This is a genomic window from Arthrobacter sp. (assembly GCF_048266065.1).
Lineage (GTDB): Bacteria > Actinomycetota > Actinomycetes > Actinomycetales > Micrococcaceae > Arthrobacter_H.
In genome coordinates, this window is record NZ_JBLXAH010000002.1 from 329,013 (window position 1) to 347,871 (window position 18,859).

The 18,859-nt window shown below is 63.3% G+C and carries 24 protein-coding genes; all 24 read right to left on the bottom strand.

The annotated features are described in order from the left end of the window. Position 1: 1 nt before the first annotated feature. The 24 genes from rpmD to ACN0TP_RS04720 all read right to left on the bottom strand — a co-directional run bounded on the left by rpmD (position 2) and on the right by ACN0TP_RS04720 (position 18,845). Entirely contained in the window at positions 2-208 is a 207-nt protein-coding gene (gene rpmD, locus ACN0TP_RS04605) for a 50S ribosomal protein L30 (protein ID WP_417217213.1), read from the bottom strand. A gap of 3 nt (positions 209-211) precedes the next feature. Next, positions 212-928, bottom strand: coding sequence for a 30S ribosomal protein S5 (rpsE, locus tag ACN0TP_RS04610; protein ID WP_417217215.1), 717 nt, complete (start codon positions 926-928; stop codon positions 212-214). Beyond that, the gene (gene rplR, locus ACN0TP_RS04615; RefSeq protein WP_343900009.1) at positions 925-1,296 is read right to left on the bottom strand and encodes a 50S ribosomal protein L18; all 372 of its coding nucleotides are present in this window, start codon (positions 1,294-1,296) and stop codon (positions 925-927) included. Before rplR ends, rpsE begins: the two co-directional genes overlap by 4 nt. Before the next feature lie 2 nt (positions 1,297-1,298). Further along, positions 1,299-1,835 (bottom strand): 50S ribosomal protein L6, encoded by a 537-nt coding sequence (rplF, locus tag ACN0TP_RS04620; protein WP_417217218.1) that lies wholly within the window; start codon positions 1,833-1,835, stop codon positions 1,299-1,301. A gap of 18 nt (positions 1,836-1,853) precedes the next feature. Next, complete coding sequence (gene rpsH, locus ACN0TP_RS04625) at positions 1,854-2,252, bottom strand: 30S ribosomal protein S8 (RefSeq protein WP_343900011.1); 399 nt, start codon at positions 2,250-2,252, stop codon at positions 1,854-1,856. Positions 2,253-2,314: 62 nt separating this feature from the next. After that, positions 2,315-2,884: a 50S ribosomal protein L5 gene (gene rplE / locus ACN0TP_RS04630; protein ID WP_417217220.1), complete on the bottom strand. Its 570-nt coding sequence runs from the start codon at positions 2,882-2,884 to the stop codon at positions 2,315-2,317. Then, positions 2,884-3,246, bottom strand: coding sequence for a 50S ribosomal protein L24 (gene rplX, locus ACN0TP_RS04635; protein ID WP_417217222.1), 363 nt, complete (start codon positions 3,244-3,246; stop codon positions 2,884-2,886). The genes rplE and rplX overlap by 1 nt, the downstream gene beginning before the upstream one ends. A gap of 2 nt (positions 3,247-3,248) precedes the next feature. After that, on the bottom strand, positions 3,249-3,617 hold the full coding sequence (gene rplN / locus ACN0TP_RS04640) for a 50S ribosomal protein L14 (protein ID WP_343900014.1): 369 nt from the start codon (positions 3,615-3,617) through the stop codon (positions 3,249-3,251). Positions 3,618-4,013: 396 nt separating this feature from the next. Next, positions 4,014-4,304, bottom strand: coding sequence for a 30S ribosomal protein S17 (gene rpsQ / locus ACN0TP_RS04645; RefSeq protein WP_343900016.1), 291 nt, complete (start codon positions 4,302-4,304; stop codon positions 4,014-4,016). Further along, entirely contained in the window at positions 4,304-4,621 is a 318-nt protein-coding gene (gene rpmC, locus ACN0TP_RS04650) for a 50S ribosomal protein L29 (protein WP_417217225.1), read from the bottom strand. Before rpmC ends, rpsQ begins: the two co-directional genes overlap by 1 nt. A gap of 2 nt (positions 4,622-4,623) precedes the next feature. Next, positions 4,624-5,040: a 50S ribosomal protein L16 gene (rplP, locus tag ACN0TP_RS04655; RefSeq protein ID WP_372696992.1), complete on the bottom strand. Its 417-nt coding sequence runs from the start codon at positions 5,038-5,040 to the stop codon at positions 4,624-4,626. Continuing rightward, a complete protein-coding gene (gene rpsC / locus ACN0TP_RS04660; protein ID WP_417217227.1) occupies positions 5,041-5,859 on the bottom strand; it encodes a 30S ribosomal protein S3 in 819 nt (272 codons plus the stop codon). Continuing rightward, entirely contained in the window at positions 5,860-6,225 is a 366-nt protein-coding gene (rplV, locus tag ACN0TP_RS04665; RefSeq protein ID WP_343900021.1) for a 50S ribosomal protein L22, read from the bottom strand. Positions 6,226-6,281: 56 nt separating this feature from the next. Then, positions 6,282-6,563, bottom strand: coding sequence for a 30S ribosomal protein S19 (rpsS, locus tag ACN0TP_RS04670; RefSeq protein ID WP_309851676.1), 282 nt, complete (start codon positions 6,561-6,563; stop codon positions 6,282-6,284). Positions 6,564-6,575: 12 nt separating this feature from the next. After that, positions 6,576-7,415, bottom strand: coding sequence for a 50S ribosomal protein L2 (gene rplB, locus ACN0TP_RS04675; RefSeq protein WP_343900022.1), 840 nt, complete (start codon positions 7,413-7,415; stop codon positions 6,576-6,578). A 29-nt stretch (positions 7,416-7,444) separates the two neighbouring features. After that, positions 7,445-7,750, bottom strand: a complete 306-nt coding sequence (gene rplW / locus ACN0TP_RS04680) for a 50S ribosomal protein L23 (RefSeq protein WP_417217230.1) — start codon at positions 7,748-7,750, stop codon at positions 7,445-7,447. After that, entirely contained in the window at positions 7,747-8,352 is a 606-nt protein-coding gene (gene rplD / locus ACN0TP_RS04685; RefSeq protein WP_417217232.1) for a 50S ribosomal protein L4, read from the bottom strand. Before rplD ends, rplW begins: the two co-directional genes overlap by 4 nt. Before the next feature lie 4 nt (positions 8,353-8,356). Further along, on the bottom strand, positions 8,357-9,007 hold the full coding sequence (gene rplC, locus ACN0TP_RS04690; protein WP_417217234.1) for a 50S ribosomal protein L3: 651 nt from the start codon (positions 9,005-9,007) through the stop codon (positions 8,357-8,359). A gap of 17 nt (positions 9,008-9,024) precedes the next feature. Then, positions 9,025-9,333: a 30S ribosomal protein S10 gene (gene rpsJ / locus ACN0TP_RS04695; protein WP_013349689.1), complete on the bottom strand. Its 309-nt coding sequence runs from the start codon at positions 9,331-9,333 to the stop codon at positions 9,025-9,027. Positions 9,334-9,893: 560 nt separating this feature from the next. Further along, a complete protein-coding gene (gene tuf, locus ACN0TP_RS04700) occupies positions 9,894-11,084 on the bottom strand; it encodes an elongation factor Tu (protein WP_417217237.1) in 1,191 nt (396 codons plus the stop codon). A 232-nt stretch (positions 11,085-11,316) separates the two neighbouring features. Next, positions 11,317-13,431, bottom strand: a complete 2,115-nt coding sequence (gene fusA, locus ACN0TP_RS04705; protein WP_417217239.1) for an elongation factor G — start codon at positions 13,429-13,431, stop codon at positions 11,317-11,319. Between the two features lie 84 nt (positions 13,432-13,515). Beyond that, positions 13,516-13,986, bottom strand: a complete 471-nt coding sequence (gene rpsG, locus ACN0TP_RS04710) for a 30S ribosomal protein S7 (RefSeq protein ID WP_417217240.1) — start codon at positions 13,984-13,986, stop codon at positions 13,516-13,518. Continuing rightward, positions 13,986-14,360 (bottom strand): 30S ribosomal protein S12, encoded by a 375-nt coding sequence (rpsL, locus tag ACN0TP_RS04715; RefSeq protein WP_417217241.1) that lies wholly within the window; start codon positions 14,358-14,360, stop codon positions 13,986-13,988. The genes rpsG and rpsL overlap by 1 nt, the downstream gene beginning before the upstream one ends. Before the next feature lie 594 nt (positions 14,361-14,954). Continuing rightward, positions 14,955-18,845, bottom strand: a complete 3,891-nt coding sequence (locus ACN0TP_RS04720; RefSeq protein ID WP_417217243.1) for a DNA-directed RNA polymerase subunit beta' — start codon at positions 18,843-18,845, stop codon at positions 14,955-14,957. Positions 18,846-18,859: the final 14 nt, after the last annotated feature.

The following is an 18,859-nucleotide window of genomic DNA, read 5'->3' on the forward strand; positions in this document are numbered from 1 at the left end:
ATTACTTCGCCTCCTCAACCTTCACGAGGTGCGGAACCGTGTTGACCATGCCCACGGTCACGGGATCGGCGTCGCGGACCACGGTGTGGCCGATCCGCTTCAATCCCAGTGAACGCAGGGTGTCGCGCTGGTTCTGCTTGCCACCAATGGTGGACTTGGTCTGGGTGATCGTCAGCTTTGCGTCGCTCGGGACGATGTTCTTCGCCATTGCTTACGCACCTGCCTTCTGGTTGATCGTACGCAGCATCTGGGCCGGCACGACTTCATCCATCGGCAGACCACGGCGTGCTGCCACGGCTGCCGGCTCTTCCAGTGCCTTCAACGCGGCCACGGTTCCGTGGACGATGTTGATCTGGTTGGTGGAGCCCATGGACTTCGAGAGAACGTCGTGGATTCCGGCGCACTCGAGGACGGCGCGAACCGGACCGCCGGCGATAACGCCGGTACCCGGGGAAGCCGGACGCAGGAGCACGACGCCAGCGGCTGCCTCACCCTGCACCAGGTGCGGGATGGTGGAGCCGACGCGGGGAACGCGGAAGAACGACTTCTTCGCTTCCTCGACGCCCTTGGCGATGGCCGCGGGAACTTCCTTGGCCTTGCCGTAGCCGACGCCGACCATGCCGTTGCCGTCTCCGACCACCACAAGTGCGGTGAAGCTGAAGCGACGGCCGCCCTTGACGACCTTGGACACGCGGTTGATGGCCACGACGCGCTCAAGGAACTTGTCCTTGTCGTCGTTGCGGCTGTCCTTGGAGTCGCGGCCACGGCCACGTCCCTCGCCCCGGCCACGGCCTTCGCCGCGACCGCGGTTGTCGCCGCGGTTCTCGTTGCGACGGGCGCCGGAGGTGTTCTCCGTCGTCGTGGTCGTCGCAGCTGCCTCAGTGGCTTCAGACACCTGAGTTTCCTTCTCGTTAGTAGCTTCGCTCACAGTGCCAGCCCACCTTCCCGTGCACCATCGGCGACCGCGGCCACACGGCCGTGGTACCTGTTGCCGCCGCGGTCGAAGACCACGGACTCGATGCCGGCGGCCTTGGCGCGCTCGGCAACGAGTTCGCCAACGCGCTTGGCCTTGGCGGTCTTGTCACCGTCGAAGGAGCGCAGGTCGGCTTCCATCGTGGAGCCGGACGCCACGGTGACACCCTGGCTGTCATCGACAACCTGGACGAAGATGTGGCGTGCCGAGCGGTTGACGACCAGACGCGGGCGGACACCCGTGCCCGTGATGCGCTTGCGTACACGCAGGTGGCGGCGACCGCGCGCTGCGGCCTTGCTCTTACCCTTGATTGAAAGAGCCATGTTTACTTACCAGCCTTTCCGACCTTGCGGCGGATAACTTCGCCTTCATAGCGGATGCCCTTGCCCTTATAGGGATCCGGCCGACGGAGCTTGCGGATGTTGGCTGCAACTTCGCCAACCTGCTGCTTGTTGATACCGGAGACAACCACCTTGGTGTTGCCCTCGGCAGCGAGGGTGATGCCCTCCGGAGCCTCGACGAGGACCGGGTGGGAGTAGCCCAGAGCGAACTCCAGGTTGGCGCCCTTGGCCAGCACGCGGTAACCGGTGCCGTGGATTTCCAGTCGCTTGGAGTAGCCCTCGGTGACGCCCGTGATCAGGTTGGAGATCAGGGTGCGGGTCAGGCCGTGCAGCGAACGCGATTCGCGTTCGTCGTTCGGACGGGACACCGTGAGGGTGTTCTCCTCGAGGGCGACCGTGATCGGGGACGCAACGGTGAGGCTGAGCTCGCCCTTGGCGCCCTTCACGGAGACCTCGGAACCGTCGACCTTCAGGTCAACGCCGGCAGGGATAGTGATTGGAAGACGTCCAATACGTGACATGGTTCTTCTCCCTTCCCGTTACCAGACGTAGGCGAGGACTTCCCCACCTACACCCTTCTTGGCTGCCTGGCGGTCCGTCAGAAGACCCGAGGACGTGGACAGGATGGCAATGCCGAGTCCACCAAGGACGTGCGGCAAGTTGGTGGACTTCGCGTAAACGCGCAGGCCCGGCTTGGAAATGCGGCGGACGCCAGCGATGGAACGCTCACGGCTCGGACCGAACTTCAGGTTGATGGTCAGCTTCTTGCCTACCTCGGCAGCTTCCTCGACGAAATCGCCGATGTAGCCTTCCGCCTTGAGGATCTGGGCAACGCGCACCTTCAGCTTGGAAGAAGGCATGGACACGGTGTCGTGGTATGCCGAGTTCGCGTTGCGCAGACGAGTCAGCATGTCTGCGACAGGATCTGTCATTGTCATTTGGGCTAAGGCCCTTCCTCGCTACGGTTTCCGCTCAAACGCGGACCTGTAACGTAGTTGATCTAGTTGTCGGTCTTGAACGGGAAGCCCAGCGCCTTAAGCAGCGCGCGGCCTTCTTCGTCGGTCTTGGCAGTGGTCACCACAGTGATGTCCATGCCGCGGACACGGTCAATCTTGTCCTGGTCGATCTCGTGGAACATTGCCTGTTCCGTGAGGCCGAAGGTGTAGTTGCCGTTGCCATCGAACTGCTTGCCGCTCAGACCGCGGAAGTCGCGGATACGGGGCAGGGCCAGGGTCACCAGGCGGTCAACGAATTCCCACATGCGATCGTTGCGCAGCGTTGCGTGGGTGCCAATCGGCATTCCCTCGCGCAGCTTGAACTGGGCGATCGACTTGCGCGCCTTGGTCACGAGCGGCTTCTGGCCGGTGATGGCCGTCAGGTCGCGCACGGCGCCTTCGATGAGCTTGGAATCCTTGGCAGCTTCACCAACACCCATGTTCACGACGACCTTGACCAGGCTGGGAACCTGCATGACGTTCGTGTACTTGAACTCGGCCTGCAGGGCTTCGCGGATCTCGGAGGCGTACTTGGCCTTCAGGCGCGGCTGAACCTTTACTGCTGCTTCAGTCATTAGAGTGCCTTTCCGGAAGCCTTGGCGTAGCGAACACGCACAGTCTTCTTCACGCCGTTCTTTTCCACGGTCTCTTCGCGGAAGCCAACGCGGGTCGGCTTCTTCGATTCGGGGTCAAGGACCGCGACATTCGACACGTGGATGGGAGCCTCGACGACCTGGATGCCGCCGGTTGAGGCGCCACTTTCGGTCTGGCCGGCACGGGTGTGCTTGGTGACGCGGTTGATGCCCTCGACGAGCACGCGGTTCGAGTCCGGGAATACCTTCAGGACCTTGCCCTGCTTCCCGCGGTCTCCACCGCGTTCGGCCTTGGCACCGGTGATGACCTGAACCAGGTCACCCTTCTTGATCTTTGCGCCCATGGTTACAGCACCTCCGGAGCCAGCGAAACGATCTTCATGAACTTCTTGTCGCGAAGTTCACGACCGACGGGACCGAAGATACGGGTTCCACGCGGCTCGGTGTCCGCCTTGAGGAGGACCGCTGCGTTCTCGTCGAACTTGATGTAGGAACCGTCGACGCGGCGACGTTCCTTCTTGGTGCGGACGATGACGGCCTTGACCACATCGCCCTTCTTGACGTTGCCGCCAGGGATTGCATCCTTGACGGTGGCGACGATGACGTCGCCGATGCCTGCGTAGCGACGTCCGGATCCACCGAGAACACGGATGGTAAGGATTTCCTTAGCACCGGTGTTGTCAGCCACCTTGAGTCGCGACTCCTGCTGAATCACTTTCAACTCCTGTCGTCTCGCCGGTTCTCCCAGGGAGCCTTGCGGAACGGATATGGTCCATCTGCGACGCTCGCTTACCCCCATCTCCAAACAGGAGGGATTCACCAGGAATCCGCATGCTGCTGGGGAGACAGGGCCGAGGCGTTATGCCGCAGAGCCGTGCCGCACGCCGGCTCCGGATCACACCGGGCCGCGCACGAATGCCTGCAGCGAAGGTGGATAGTCCCCGCCGCAGAGCGCACAGAAACATAAGTCTACGGCAGGAATGCGCTGGGGGCCAATCGCATGATATGGGACCCGCACGTGCCGTGGAATGCAAAAAGCACGACGCCGGCGCGCTCCCCCGAGGGGGTGCACACCGGCGTCGTGCCGAGATCCACGCGGGATCGTGGGTGGCTACTTGGCCTTTTCCACGATCTCAACGAGGCGCCAGTTCTTGTCCTTGGACAAGGGACGGGTCTCCGCGATGATGACCAGGTCGCCGATGCCGGCGGTGTTGGTCTCGTCGTGGGCCTTGATCTTCTTGTTGCGACGCATGACCTTGCCGTAGAGGGCGTGCTTCACACGGTCCTCGACGTCAACGACGATGGTCTTTTCCATCTTGTCGGAAACCACGTACCCGCGAAGGGTTTTGCGGTAACCGCGAGCTTCTGCTGCTTCAGCCACTGCGTTCTCCTTCTCGCTCATTACTTGGCTTCCTCAGGTGCTTCGTCCGTCTCGGACTTCTTCGAGGACTTCTTGGCCTTCTTCTCGGCCTTGACGTCTTCGACCGGGGCGGTGGCTTCCGGGCGAATGCCCAGTTCACGCTCACGCAGCACCGTGTAGATGCGGGCGATGTCACGCTTGACCGACTTCAGGCGGCCGTGCGACTCGAGCTGTCCGGTGGCGGACTGGAAGCGCAGGTTGAACAGCTCTTCCTTGGCCTTCTTCAGCTCTTCGACCAGGCGGGCGTTATCCAAACCGTCCAGCTGTTCGGTGGCGAGATCCTTGGATCCAATTGCCATTCCTATTCACCACCCTCACGACGCACGATGCGTGCCTTCAGCGGCAGCTTGTGGATCGCCAGGCGCAGGGCCTCGCGAGCTACCTCATCGGTAACACCGGAGAGTTCGAACAGAACCCGGCCCGGCTTGACGTTTGCAACCCACCACTCCGGCGAACCCTTACCGGAACCCATGCGGGTTTCGGCAGGCTTCTTGGTCAGCGGGCGGTCCGGATAAATGTTGATCCAGACCTTGCCGCCACGCTTGATGTGGCGGGTCATGGCGATACGGGCTGCTTCGATCTGACGGTTGGTCACGTAGGCCGGGGTAAGGGCCTGGATTCCGTAGTCACCGAAGGAGACCGTGGTGCCGCCGCTTGCAGCGCCCGTGCGGGACGGGTGGTGCTGCTTGCGGAACTTCACTCGGCGTGGGATAAGCATTTAAGCCTGTCCTCCTTCTGCGGCCGCCGGAGCCTGGGCTGCCGGAGCAGCCCCGGTTGCCGGAGCACCGGTATTGCGGTCGTTGCGACGGCGGCGGTCGCCACCGGCGGCCGGACGGCCACCCGGGCGGTCGCCACGGCCACGTGCCGGGGCAGCGGCGTTCTGCGCAGCAAGTTCCTTGCTGGTCAGGTCGCCCTTGTAGATCCAGACCTTCACGCCAATGCGGCCGAAGGTGGTCTTGGCCTCGAACTTGCCGTAGTCGATGTTCGCGCGGAGGGTGTGCAGCGGCACACGACCTTCGCGGTAGAACTCCTTGCGGGACATTTCGGCCCCGCCCAGACGACCGGCGCACTGGACACGGATGCCCTTGGCTCCGGCGCGCATGGCCGACTGCATGGCCTTCTTCATGGCGCGGCGGAAGGCCACGCGGGAAGCAAGCTGCTCGGCAATGCCCTGGGCAACCAGCTGCGCTTCGATCTCGGGGTTCTTGACCTCGAGGATGTTCAGCTGCACCTGCTTGGACGTGAGCTTCTCCAGCTCGCCACGGATGCGATCGGCTTCGGCGCCGCGGCGACCGATGACGATGCCCGGACGGGCGGTGTGGATGTCCACGCGGACACGGTCACGGGTGCGTTCGATCTCGACCTTGGCGATGCCGGCGCGTTCCATGCCGGTGGTCATCAGCTCGCGGATCTTGATGTCCTCGCGGACGAAATCCTTGTAGCGCTGACCGGGCTTGTTGCTATCGGCGTACCAGTGCGAAATGTGATCCGTGGTGATGCCCAGTCGGAACCCATTCGGGTTGATCTTCTGTCCCATTTACTTTTCCCCACCCTTCTCCGGGGTTGAAACAACCACGGTGATGTGGCTGGTGCGCTTATTGATGCGGTAAGCGCGACCTTGGGCACGCGGCTGGAACCGCTTCATCGTTGCACCTTCGTCGACGAAGGCTTCGCTGATGAACAGCTCGTCCTCGTTGAATCCAACGCCGTCACGATCTGCGGCGACCCGGGCGTTTGCCACGGCCGACGCTACTACCTTGAATACCGGCTCCGAAGCTGCCTGTTGGGCAAACTTCAGAATCGCCAGAGCCTCATTCGCCTGCTTGCCACGAACAAGGTCGACGACGCGCCGGGCCTTCATAGGCGTTACGCGGATATGGCGCGCAATTGCCTTGGCTTCCATTGCTTTCCTTCTCTCGTCTATCGAAGAAGTGCTAAGCACTCGTTAACCCTTGCGGGTTAGCGGCGCTTGCCCTTCTTGTCGTCCTTCACGTGGCCGCGGAAAGTCCGCGTGGGAGCGAATTCGCCGAGCTTGTGCCCGACCATCGACTCGGTGACAAACACCGGAATGTGCTTGCGTCCGTCGTGCACGGCGATCGTGTGCCCGAGCATGTCGGGGACGATCATCGAACGGCGGGACCACGTCTTGATGACGTTCTTGGTGCCCTTTTCGTTCTCAGCAGCCACCTTGACATACAGGTGCTGATCGACGAAGGGGCCTTTCTTCAGGCTGCGTGGCATGTTTCCAGGCTCCTATCGCTTGTTCTTGCCGGTACGACGGCGACGCACAATGAGCTTGTCGCTTTCCTTGTTCGGACGGCGGGTACGGCCTTCCGGTTTGCCGTTCGGGTTGACCGGGTGGCGACCGCCACTGGTCTTGCCCTCGCCACCACCGTGCGGGTGGTCGACGGGGTTCATGACGACACCACGCACGGTCGGGCGGACGCCCTTCCAGCGCATGCGGCCGGCCTTGCCCCAGTTGATGTTCGACTGCTCGGCATTGCCGACCTCGCCGATCGTGGCGCGGCAGCGCACATCAACGTTGCGGATCTCGCCGGACGGCAGGCGGAGCTGCGCGAAGCGGCCCTCACGAGCGACCAGCTGGACCGAGGCGCCTGCGGAGCGGGCCATCTTGGCCCCGCCGCCGGGACGCAGCTCCACTGCGTGGATCACGGTACCGACCGGGATGTTGCGCAGCGGCAGGTTGTTGCCGGGCTTGATGTCGGCGTTGGGGCCGGCCTCAACAGCATCGCCCTGGGAGAGCTTGTTCGGGGCGATGATGTAGCGCTTGGTGCCATCAATGTAGTGGAGCAGCGCAATGCGGGCGGTGCGGTTCGGGTCGTACTCGATGTGAGCGACCTTTGCCGGAACCCCGTCCTTGTCATGACGACGGAAGTCGATCAGACGGTACTGGCGCTTGTGTCCACCACCCTTGTGGCGCGTGGTGATCTTTCCGGAGTTGTTGCGGCCGCCGGTCTTGGTGAGCGGGCGAAGCAGCGACTTTTCCGGGGTAGTCCGGGTAATTTCTGCGAAGTCGGCTACGCTCGAGCCACGCAGGCCCGGGGTAGTCGGCTTGTATTTGCGGATTGCCATGTTTTATTCCTCGTTAAAGTGGTCTCCGCTTAGGAAAGCGGACCGCCGAAGATGTCGATCGTGCCTTCTTTAAGGGAGACGATCGCACGCTTGGTAGCCTTGCGCGTTCCCCATCCGAAGCGGGTGCGCTTGCGCTTACCGGCACGGTTGAGTGTGTTGACGGAGTCAACCTTGACGGAGAAGATGCTCTCCACCGCCAGCTTGATTTCCGTCTTGTTCGAGCGCGGGTCGACCAGGAAGGTGTACTTTCCTTCGTCGATCAGGCCGTAGCTCTTTTCCGAAACGACCGGCGCCAGGATGACGTCGTGCGGGGACTTGGAGAAGGTGGCGCTCACTTGGCGTCCTCCTTGTTGACCAGGGCATCGAATGCGGCCTTGGTGAAGACCACGTCGTCGGCGACCAGAACATCGTAGGTGTTCAGCTGGTCGACGTAGAGAGCGTGGACGTTCACGAGGTTGCGCACGGAAAGTGCTGCAACATCGTTGGCGCGGTCGATGACTACGAGCAGGTTCTTGCGCTCGGTGAGAGCGCGCAGGGTGGCCAGCGCTTCCTTCGTGGACGGCGCGGTGCCGGCAACCAGGTTTTCGATCACGTGGACGCGATCGTGGCGGGCGCGATCAGAGAGGGCTCCGCGCAGGGCGGCAGCCTTCATCTTCTTGGGAGTGCGCTGCGAGTAGTCGCGGGGCGTCGGTCCATGGACCACGCCACCACCGGTCATATGAGGAGCGCGGATGGAACCCTGACGGGCTCGGCCGGTGCCCTTCTGCTTGAACGGCTTGCGGCCTGCACCGGAAACCTCGGCGCGGGTCTTCGTCTTGTGCGTACCCTGACGGGCGGCAGCAAGCTGGCCCACGACGACCTGGTGCAGCAGCGGAACGTTGGTCTGGACATCGAAGATCGATGCGGGAAGCTCGACCTTCAGTGCGGTGTTAGCCATTTGCTTATGCTCCCTTCACGGCAGTGCGTACGAGGACGACACGGCCGCGGGCGCCGGGAACGGCACCCTTGATCAGCAGGAGGTTCTTCTCGGCGTCCACTGCATGGACCGTGAGGTTCATGGTGGTCACACGCTCGGCGCCCATGCGGCCAGCCATGCGCTGGCCCTGGAAAACGCGTCCGGGGGTGGAGGCTCCGCCGATGGAACCGGGCTTGCGGTGGTTCTTGTGGGCACCGTGCGAGGCTCCGACACCGGAGAAGCCGTGACGCTTCATGACACCGGCGAATCCCTTGCCCTTGGACTTGCCCACGACGTCGACCTTCTGGCCGGCTTCGAAGACATCCACTGACAGTTCCTGGCCCAGGTTGTACGTCTCGGCGTCCGCGGTGCGCAGCTCGACCACGTGGCGACGCGGGGTGACCCCTGCTGCCTCGAAGTGGCCGGCCAGCGGCTTGGTGACCTTGCGCGGGTCGATCTGGCCGTAGCCGATCTGCACGGCTGCGTAGCCGTCCCGGTCCGCATTGCGGAGCTGGGTCACAACGTTGGAATCTACCTGCACGACAGTGACGGGGATGAGGTTGTGGTTCTCGTCCCAGACCTGGGTCATGCCGAGCTTCGTGCCCAGCAGGCCCTTCACATTACGGGTTGCGGTCATAGTTTCTCAGCACCTCCCTAAAGCTTGATTTCGATGTTGACGTCCGCCGGCAGGTCGAGACGCATCAGCGAATCAACAGCCTTCGGGGTCGGATCGACGATGTCGATCAGACGCTTGTGCGTGCGCATTTCGAAGTGCTCACGGCTGTCCTTGTACTTGTGGGGCGAACGGATCACGCAGTACACGTTCTTCTCCGTCGGCAGCGGCACGGGGCCGACTACGGTTGCGCCTGCGCGCGTGACCGTCTCAACGATCTTCCGGGCAGAAACGTCAATGACCTCGTGGTCATACGACTTCAGCCGGATGCGGATTTTTTGTCCCGCCATGGCGTCATGCCTCTTTCTAAGTAGCACTCTCTGTACAGTTACTGTGCACTAACGGGCCCTTGCGGACCGGCACACTTCGCACGAACTGAATCCGGGCATTCCCGGGTTCCTCACTCCGCCGAAGCTCCGACCCCCGTAGTCGGGCGTGTCGCCTTGTTCCGGCCACACGACCCTCAAGAATGGGGGGCGGGTCATATTTGGGCCTCGGTGTTTCCGTCGTATCCGCCCCTGCCCCGGGCATTATCCCGGGCGGGACGCAATCTCAGTCGAAACGGGCCCCGGCTCCGGTATCGGCGAACCGATCGGCGAGCACAAGGCACAAAGAGGCGCTTGAACAACTTATCCAGTGTGTCATGTTGGGCCCGGATTTGCCAATCGGCCCCCGATGCCCGGCTCGGTGTGCCCGGTCCTGCCCGCCTCCGTGTTTGCCGGCGCGTCCACTGCACCAGGATCCGCGCCGATATCAGGGACCTGGCCATCCGACGGGCATGGAAAAGGGCCCCGCCGCAAATGCGACGGGGCCCTTGTCGACCATTGCTGGTCAGACCATCAGGTAGTGACTACTTGGTGATCTTGGTGACGCGTCCCGAGCCAACGGTGCGGCCGCCTTCGCGGATGGCGAAGCCGAGGCCCTCTTCCATGGCGATGGGCTGGATCAGCACAACGCTCATTTCGGTGTTGTCGCCAGGCATGACCATTTCCGTGCCCTCGGGCAGGGTGATGACACCGGTGACGTCCGTGGTGCGGAAGTAGAACTGCGGACGGTAGTTCGAGTAGAACGGGTTGTGACGTCCGCCTTCATCCTTGGACAGGATGTAGACGTTGGCCTCGAACTCGGTGTGCGGGGTGATCGAGCCCGGCTTCACGACGACCTGGCCGCGCTCGACATCTTCGCGCTTGATGCCGCGGAGCAGCAGGCCACAGTTCTCGCCGGCCCATGCCTCGTCGAGCTGCTTGTGGAACATCTCGATACCGGTCACCGTGGTCTTCTGGACCGGGCGGATGCCGACGATCTCGACCTCGGAGTTGATACCCAGGGTGCCACGCTCGGCGCGGCCGGTGACGACGGTGCCACGACCTGTGATCGTGAAGACGTCCTCGATCGGCATCAGGAACGGCTTGTCCTTGTCGCGGACCGGGTCCGGGATGAACTCGTCGACAGCTTCCATCAGGTCCTCAACGGACTTGACCCACTTCGGATCGCCTTCCAGGGCCTTCAGGCCCGAAACGCGGATCACGGGGGCGTTGTCGCCGTCGAATTCCTGCGAGGACAGAAGTTCGCGAACTTCCATCTCCACGAGGTCGAGGAGCTCTTCGTCGTCGACCATGTCGGACTTGTTCAGGGCCACCAGCAGCGTCGGAACGCCAACCTGGCGGGCCAGCAGAACGTGCTCGCGGGTCTGGGCCATCGGGCCATCGGTTGCTGCAACCACCAGGATCGCACCGTCCATCTGGGCGGCACCGGTGATCATGTTCTTGATGTAGTCAGCGTGACCCGGAGCGTCGACGTGCGCGTAGTGGCGCTTTTCCGTCTGGTACTCGATGTGGGAGATGTTGATCGTGATGCCGCGCTGGCGCTCTTCCGGGGCGGAGTCAATCGCCGAGAAATCACGCTGCTCGTTGAGATCGGGGTACTTGTCAGCAAGCACCTTCGAAATGGCAGCCGTCAACGTCGTCTTACCGTGGTCAACGTGACCAATGGTGCCGATGTTAACGTGCGGCTTAGTCCGCTCGAACTTTGCCTTCGCCACAGGTTCCTCCTAGAACGTTTTTCAGAAGACTTACCCCGCCTGCGCGGTTCGCAGGCGAAACTTAATAAAGTCTACTGTGGGCTTGTTTACTTTTTGAAATTGCGGTTTCCGTCCGGCTCCGCTAGGGAACCCTTCGTTCGCCTTGGGGAGGCCGGCCGGACATCCCTGCCCGGCCGGCAAACCCGGAGCCACTCACCTTGCGGTCAGCGACCAGTCTAGATCCCCGTGGCGATTATTCGCCGCGGGACTTCTGGATGATCTCCTCGGCAACTGCCTTGGGGACCTCGGCGTAGCTGTCGAAGGCCATCGAGTACACGGCACGGCCCTGGGTCTTGGACCGCAGGTCGCCAATGTAGCCGAACATCTCCGAGAGCGGAACGCTCGCCTTGATGACCTTCACGCCAGCGGCATCCTCCATGGACTGGATGGAACCACGGCGTGAGTTCAGGTCGCCAATGACGTCGCCCATGTACTCTTCCGGGGTACGGACCTCAACGGCCATCAGCGGTTCGAGGATGATCGGGTTGGCGCGGCGTGCGCCTTCCTTGAACACCTGTGAACCGGCGATCTTGAACGCCATTTCGGACGAGTCGACGTCGTGGTAGGCGCCATCAAGCAGCGTCGCCTTCACGCCCACCATCGGGTAACCGGCCAAGACGCCGAACTGCATGGCGTCCTGGATACCGGCGTCCACCGAAGGAATGTACTCGCGCGGGATGCGTCCACCGGTGACGGCGTTCTTGAACTCGTAGAACACGCCATCGCTGGTGTCCAGCGGCTCGAAAGCCATCTGGACCTTGGCGAACTGGCCGGAGCCACCCGTCTGCTTCTTGTGGGTGAAATCGACCTTGTCGACGGCCTTCTTGATCGTCTCGCGGTAGGCGACCTGGGGCTTGCCCACGTTGGCCTCGACGCGGAATTCGCGCTTCATGCGGTCCACCAGGATATCCAGGTGGAGCTCGCCCATGCCGCCGATTTCGGTCTGTCCGGTGTCCTCGTTCAGCGAAACGGTGAACGTGGGGTCCTCGGCCGAAAGCTTCTGGATGGCCGTGGAGAGCTTCTCCTGGTCACCCTTGGTCTTCGGTTCGATGGCCACGAAGATCACCGGCTCGGGGAAGGACATCGACTCGAGCACGATCGGCGCGTCGATGGCGGCGAGGGTGTCACCGGTGGTGGTGTCCTTCAGGCCGATCGCTGCGTAGATGTGACCGGCGTGTGCTTCCTCCACCGGGTTCTCCTTGTTGGCGTGCATCTGGAAGAGCTTTCCGATGCGTTCCTTCTTGCCCTTGGTGGTGTTCATCACCTGGAGGCCGGAGGATGCCTTGCCGGAGTAGACGCGGATGAAGGTCAGCTGTCCGAAGAACGGGTGGGCAGCGATCTTGAACGCCAATGCGGAGAACGGCTCGTCCTCGCTGGGCTTACGCGTCATTTCGATGTCCTCGTTGCGCGGGTCATGCCCGATCATCGGGGGGACGTCGAGCGGCGAGGGCAGGTACGACACGACTGCGTCGAGCATGGGCTGCACGCCGCGGTTCTTGAAGGCCGAACCACAGAAGACCGGGTAGGCCTCGGAATTGACGGTCATCTTGCGGATGCCGGCGACCAGTTCCTCGTTGGTGATTTCCTCACCCTCGAGGTACTTCTCCATGAGCTCGTCGGAGGACTCGGAAACGTCCTCGATCAGCTTGGCACGGTATTCCTCGGCCTTGGCCTGGAGATCCTCGGGGATCTCGCGGGTCTCGTACGCGGCACCCATGGTCACGTCGCCCTTGGCATCGCCGGGCCACACGAGGGCCTTCATCTTGACGAGGTCGACGACGCCGATGAAGTCGTTCTCGGCGCCGATCGGCAGCTGCATGACCAGCGGCTTGGCGCCGAGGCGCTTCACGATGGTGTCAACCGTGTAGTAGAAGTCGGCGCCCAGCTTGTCCATCTTGTTGACGAAGCAGATGCGCGGAACATCGTACTTGTCGGCCTGGCGCCAGACGGTCTCGGACTGGGGCTCGACGCCTTCCTTGCCATCGAAGACGGCAACGGCGCCATCGAGCACGCGCAGCGCGCGCTCGACCTCGACCGTGAAGTCAACGTGGCCCGGGGTATCGATGATGTTGATCTGGTTGTTGTCCCAGAACGAGGTCACGGCGGCAGACGTGATCGTGATGCCGCGTTCCTTTTCCTGTTCCATCCAGTCGGTCGTCGATGCGCCGTCGTGCGTTTCGCCGATCTTGTGGTTCACACCCGTGTAGAAGAGGATGCGTTCCGTAGTAGTGGTCTTACCGGCATCGATGTGCGCCATGATGCCGATGTTGCGGACCTTCGTGAGGTCGGTGAGCACGTCCTGTGCCACGTTGTCTCCCTTTTTCTGTGGATTCCTGCACAACGGCGGGGAAGCACCTGGGGTGCCCCGCCCCGCCGTCGTGCATGAGGCCGGTTACCAGCGGTAGTGGGCGAATGCCTTGTTGGACTCGGCCATCTTGTGGGTGTCTTCGCGACGCTTCACAGCGGCACCCAGACCGTTCGACGCGTCGAGGATCTCGTTCATGAGACGCTCGATCATCGTCTTCTCGCGGCGGGCCTTGGAGTAGCCCACGAGCCAGCGCAGTGCCAGGGCGGTTGCACGGCCCGGCTTGACCTCGATCGGCACCTGGTAGGTGGCGCCACCGACGCGGCGTGACTTGACCTCGATGGCCGGGCGGACGTTGTCCATGGCCTTCTTGAGGGTGACGACCGGATCGGAGTTGGTCTTCGCCTGGACGCCTTCGAGGGCACCGTAGACGATGCGCTCGGCGGTGGACTTCTTGCCGTCGACCAGGACCTTGTTGATCAGCTGGGTCACCAGGGGTGCACCGTAGACCGGATCGGAAACGAGGGGGCGCTTGGGCGCCGGACCCTTACGTGGCATTACTTACTCTCCTTCTTGGCGCCGTAGCGGGAGCGAGCCTGCTTACGGTTCTTCACACCCTGCGTATCGAGTGCACCGCGGACGATCTTGTAACGGACACCCGGGAGGTCCTTCACGCGGCCGCCGCGAACGAGCACGATGGAGTGCTCCTGCAGGTTGTGGCCGACGCCGGGAATGTATGCGGTGACCTCGACGCCGCCGGCCAGGCGCACGCGGGCGACCTTACGCAGTGCGGAGTTCGGCTTCTTCGGGGTGGTGGTGTACACGCGGGTGCACACGCCACGACGCATCGGGTTGCCCTTCAGGGCAGGGGCCTTGGTCTTGTTGACCTTCGGCGAGCGGCCCTTGCGGACCAGCTGCTGAATAGTAGGCACTTTCGTGTCCTCCGGTTTCTTGGTTCTGCTGCGCCCGGGCCCACATGCGGCTACCGGACACTGCGCTTTTGGTCGTTTCATCGCAGCGCTTGCGGAGTCGACCGTAGGCGTGCAAAAGTGTGGCATTTGTTGCGCAAGTTCCCCGCAACCCGGACCGTGTCCATTTGCCACACATAAAAACAATTACCCATATCCTAACATGTCGGCGAAGGGGTTCGGTAACCGAACCAACGACGCCCGTCCGCGCCCGCTGGCACCCCGTTGGCCGGGAGCACGGCCTTCGTTCCGCCGACCTCCTCCCCGCAGGCCCCGCTGCGTTGGCCAGCCCGGAACCGGGGCCGGGGTCCGGTCGACCCCAGGCCCCCAGCCGCAGCCGTTTCGCCCGGAGCTGCGCGGGCCCGAACCCCTGAATACGGCACGGCGGCCCTCCCCCAGACGCACCGCACCGGCGTCGGTCATGTCCCGCCGCGACGATCTAGTTGATTAATCTACCAGTGGATTAGTCGCCTAAAGTACGTGACGCCAAGCTCCGGACATGGCAATGGCCGGCACCCCGAGGGGATGCCGGCCATTGCCTGGACAGGACTGCCGGAATTACCGGAAGTCGTTCCCGAGATCGTAGTCATCCATCGGGATGGCGTGGAATTCGGGGCTCATGCCCGGCTCGACTCCTTCGTAGTCGAAGCCCGTGAAGGCGCTCGGACCGGTGAAGAGGTTCGCCTTGGCTTCCTCCGTCGGCTCGACAGTGACCTGCGTGTAGCGGTCCAGGCCGGTGCCGGCCGGGATCAGCTTGCCGATGATCACGTTCTCCTTCAGGCCCAGCAACGGATCCGACTTGCCTTCCATCGCGGCCTGCGTCAGGACACGCGTGGTCTCCTGGAAGGACGCTGCGGAGAGCCAGGAATCCGTGGCGAGCGAGGCCTTGGTGATGCCCATGAGCTCGTCACGACCCGATGCCGGAGTCTTGCCCTCGGAAACCGCCTTGCGGTTTTCGCTGGTGAAACGGCTGCGATCGGCCAGCTCGCCGGGCAGAAGGCCCGTCTCGCCGGATTCGATGACCGTGATGCGGCGAAGCATCTGACGGACGATGACCTCCACGTGCTTGTCGTGGATGCCCACGCCCTGGGACTGGTAGACCTCCTGGACTTCGCGGACCAGGAACTTCTGGGCCTCACGCGGTCCGAGAACACGCAGCACCTGCTTCGGGTCGATGGCGCCAGCCACGAGCTGCTGGCCCACCGCCACCGAGTCGCCGTCTGCCACGAGCATGCGCGCACGGCGCAGCACGGGGTAGGCGATTTCCTCGGAGCCGTCATCGGGGGTGATGACGATCCGGAGCTGCTTTTCGGCGTCTTCGATCGTGACGCGTCCTGCAACCTCGGAGATCGGAGCGACACCCTTGGGGGTACGCGCTTCGAAGAGCTCCTGGATACGGGGCAGACCCTGGGTGATGTCCTCCGCGGAGGCGACACCACCGGTGTGGAAGGTACGCATGGTCAGCTGGGTTCCCGGCTCACCGATGGACTGTGCGGCAATGATGCCCACGGCCTCTCCGATGTCCACCGTCTTGCCGGTAGCCAGCGAACGGCCGTAGCACAGCGCACACGTCCCGACGGCAGATTCGCAGGTCAGCACGGAGCGGACCTTGATCTCCTGGACGCCCGCGGCGAAGAGCTCGTCGATGACCACATCTCCCACGTCGGAGCCGGCCTCGGCCAGCACCTTCCCGGACTCGTCGACGACGTCGACTGCCAGGGTGCGGGTGTACGCGGAGTTCTCGACGGTCTCGTGCATGCGCACGGTACCGATCTCGTCGACGTAGGCAATCGGCACGGTCAGGCCGCGCTCGGTGCCGCAATCGGCTTCGCGAACGATGACGTCCTGCGAGACGTCCACCAGACGACGGGTCAGGTAACCCGAGTTGGCAGTCTTCAGCGCGGTGTCCGCCAGGCCCTTGCGGGCGCCGTGGGTGGCGATGAAGTACTCGAGAACGGACAGGCCCTCACGGTAGGAGGACTTGATCGGACGCGGGATGATCTCGCCCTTCGGGTTGGACACCAGACCACGGATACCGGCAATCTGGCGCAACTGCAGCCAGTTGCCACGGGCCTTCGACGTCACCATGCGGTTGATCGTGTTCAGCTCTTCCATGCCGGCACGCATGGCCTCGGCGACCTCGTCGGTTGCCTTGGTCCAGATGTCGATCAGTTCCGAACGACGCTCGTCATCGGCGATCAGGCCCTTGTCGAACTGCGACTGGACCTTCAGCGCCTGCTCCTCGTAGGGGGCCAGGATGGCGGTCTTGTCCATGTTCGAGGTGATGTCCGAGATGGCCACGGTGATGCCCGAGCGGGTCGCCCACTTGAAACCGGCGTCCTTCAGGTTATCCAGCGTCGCCGCCGCGACAACCTTCGGGTACCGCTCGGCCAGGTCGTTGACGATGTCGGACAGGGCGTCCTTGCCTGCAACACGGGCGACCCAGGGGTAGTCCGCGGGCAGCGTCTCGTTGAACAGGACCTGCCCGAGGGAGGTCTCGATCAGCGCCGGAGTGCCTTCCTGCCAGCCCTCCGGTGCCTCCTGCTCGGCGGACGGCACGAAGCCCTCCACCCGGATCTTCACCGGTGCGTTCAGGTGCAGATCCCCGCGGTCCAGGGCCATCAGGGCCTCGGACACGGAGCTGAAGGCGCGGCCTTCTCCTGCTTCACCCGGACGCTTGGTGGTCAGGTGGTGCAGGCCGATGATCATGTCCTGCGACGGCAGCGCCACGGGGCGACCGTCGGAGGGCTTGAGGATGTTGTGGCTCGAGAGCATAAGGATGCGTGCTTCTGCCTGGGCCTCCGGGCTCAGCGGCAGGTGGACTGCCATCTGGTCACCATCGAAGTCGGCGTTGAATGCCGCACACACGAGCGGGTGGAGCTGGAGGGCCTTGCCTTCGACCAGTTGCGGCTCGAAGGCCTGGATGCCCAGACGGTGCAGGGTGGGTGCACGGTTGAGCAGCACCGGGTGTTCGGTGATGATCTCCTCGAGCACGTCCCAGACCTGCGGGCGGTAACGCTCGACCATCCGCTTGGCGCTCTTGATGTTCTGTGCGTGGTTCAGGTCGACCAGGCGCTTCATCACGAACGGCTTGAAGAGCTCGAGTGCCATCTGCTTGGGCAGGCCACACTGGTGCAGCTTCAGCTGCGGGCCGACCACGATGACCGAACGGCCGGAGTAGTCAACGCGCTTGCCGAGCAGGTTCTGGCGGAACCGTCCCTGCTTGCCCTTGAGCATGTCAGAGAGCGACTTCAGCGGGCGGTTGCCCGGTCCGGTGACCGGACGGCCACGACGACCGTTGTCGAACAGGGAGTCAACGGCTTCCTGGAGCATGCGCTTTTCGTTGTTCACGATGATCTCGGGGGCCCCGAGATCCAGCAGGCGCTTCAGGCGGTTGTTGCGGTTGATCACGCGGCGGTACAGGTCGTTCAGGTCGGAGGTCGCGAAGCGTCCACCGTCGAGCTGGACCATCGGGCGCAGTTCCGGCGGGATCACCGGGACGGCGTCCAGCACCATGCCCATGGGGCTGTTGGACGTGGTCAGGAACGCGTTGACGACCTTCAGGCGCTTCAGGGCACGCGTCTTGCGCTGTCCCTTGCCGTTCTTGATGATGTCGCGCAGCAGCTCCGCCTCGGCAGCCATGTCGAAGGTCTCCAGGCGCTTCTGGATTGCCTCGGCACCCATGCAGCCTTCGAAGAACAGGCCGTACTTCTCGCGCAGGACGCGGAACAGGCCCTCATCGCCCTCGAGGTCGGCGACCTTGAGGTTCTTGAAGCGGTCCCAGACCTGCTCGAGGCGCTCGATCTCGGCGTCGGCACGCTTGCGCACCTGGGCCATCGTCTTGTCGGCGAGGTCGCGGGCCTTCTTCTTCTCGGCCGCCTTGGCGCCCTCGGCCTCGAGCTTGGCGAGGTCGTTCTCCAGGTCGCGGGCGATGGCCGCGATGTCGGAGTCGCGGTTGTCGACGAGCTGCTTGCGCTCGACGTCGTGCTGGGCCTGCAGGTTCGGAAGCTCCGCATGGCGGCGCTCCTCGTCAACCGAGGTGATCATGTAGGCGGCGAAGTAGATGACCTTTTCAAGGTCCTTCGGTGCCAGATCCAGGAGGTAGCCCAAGCGCGAGGGAACGCCCTTGAAGTACCAGATGTGGGTCACGGGAGCGGCGAGCTCGATGTGGCCCATCCGCTCGCGACGCACCTTGGCACGGGTCACCTCGACGCCGCAGCGCTCACAGATGATGCCCTTGAAGCGCACGCGCTTGTACTTGCCGCAGTAGCATTCCCAGTCACGGGAAGGACCGAAGATCTTTTCGCAGAAAAGACCGTCCTTCTCGGGCTTCAGGGTGCGGTAGTTGATGGTCTCCGGCTTCTTGACCTCGCCGAAGCTCCAATCGCGGATCTCTTCCGCGGTGGCCAGGCCAATGCGCATGGTGCCGAATGAGGATTCGCTGGACATATGGTCCCTGTCTC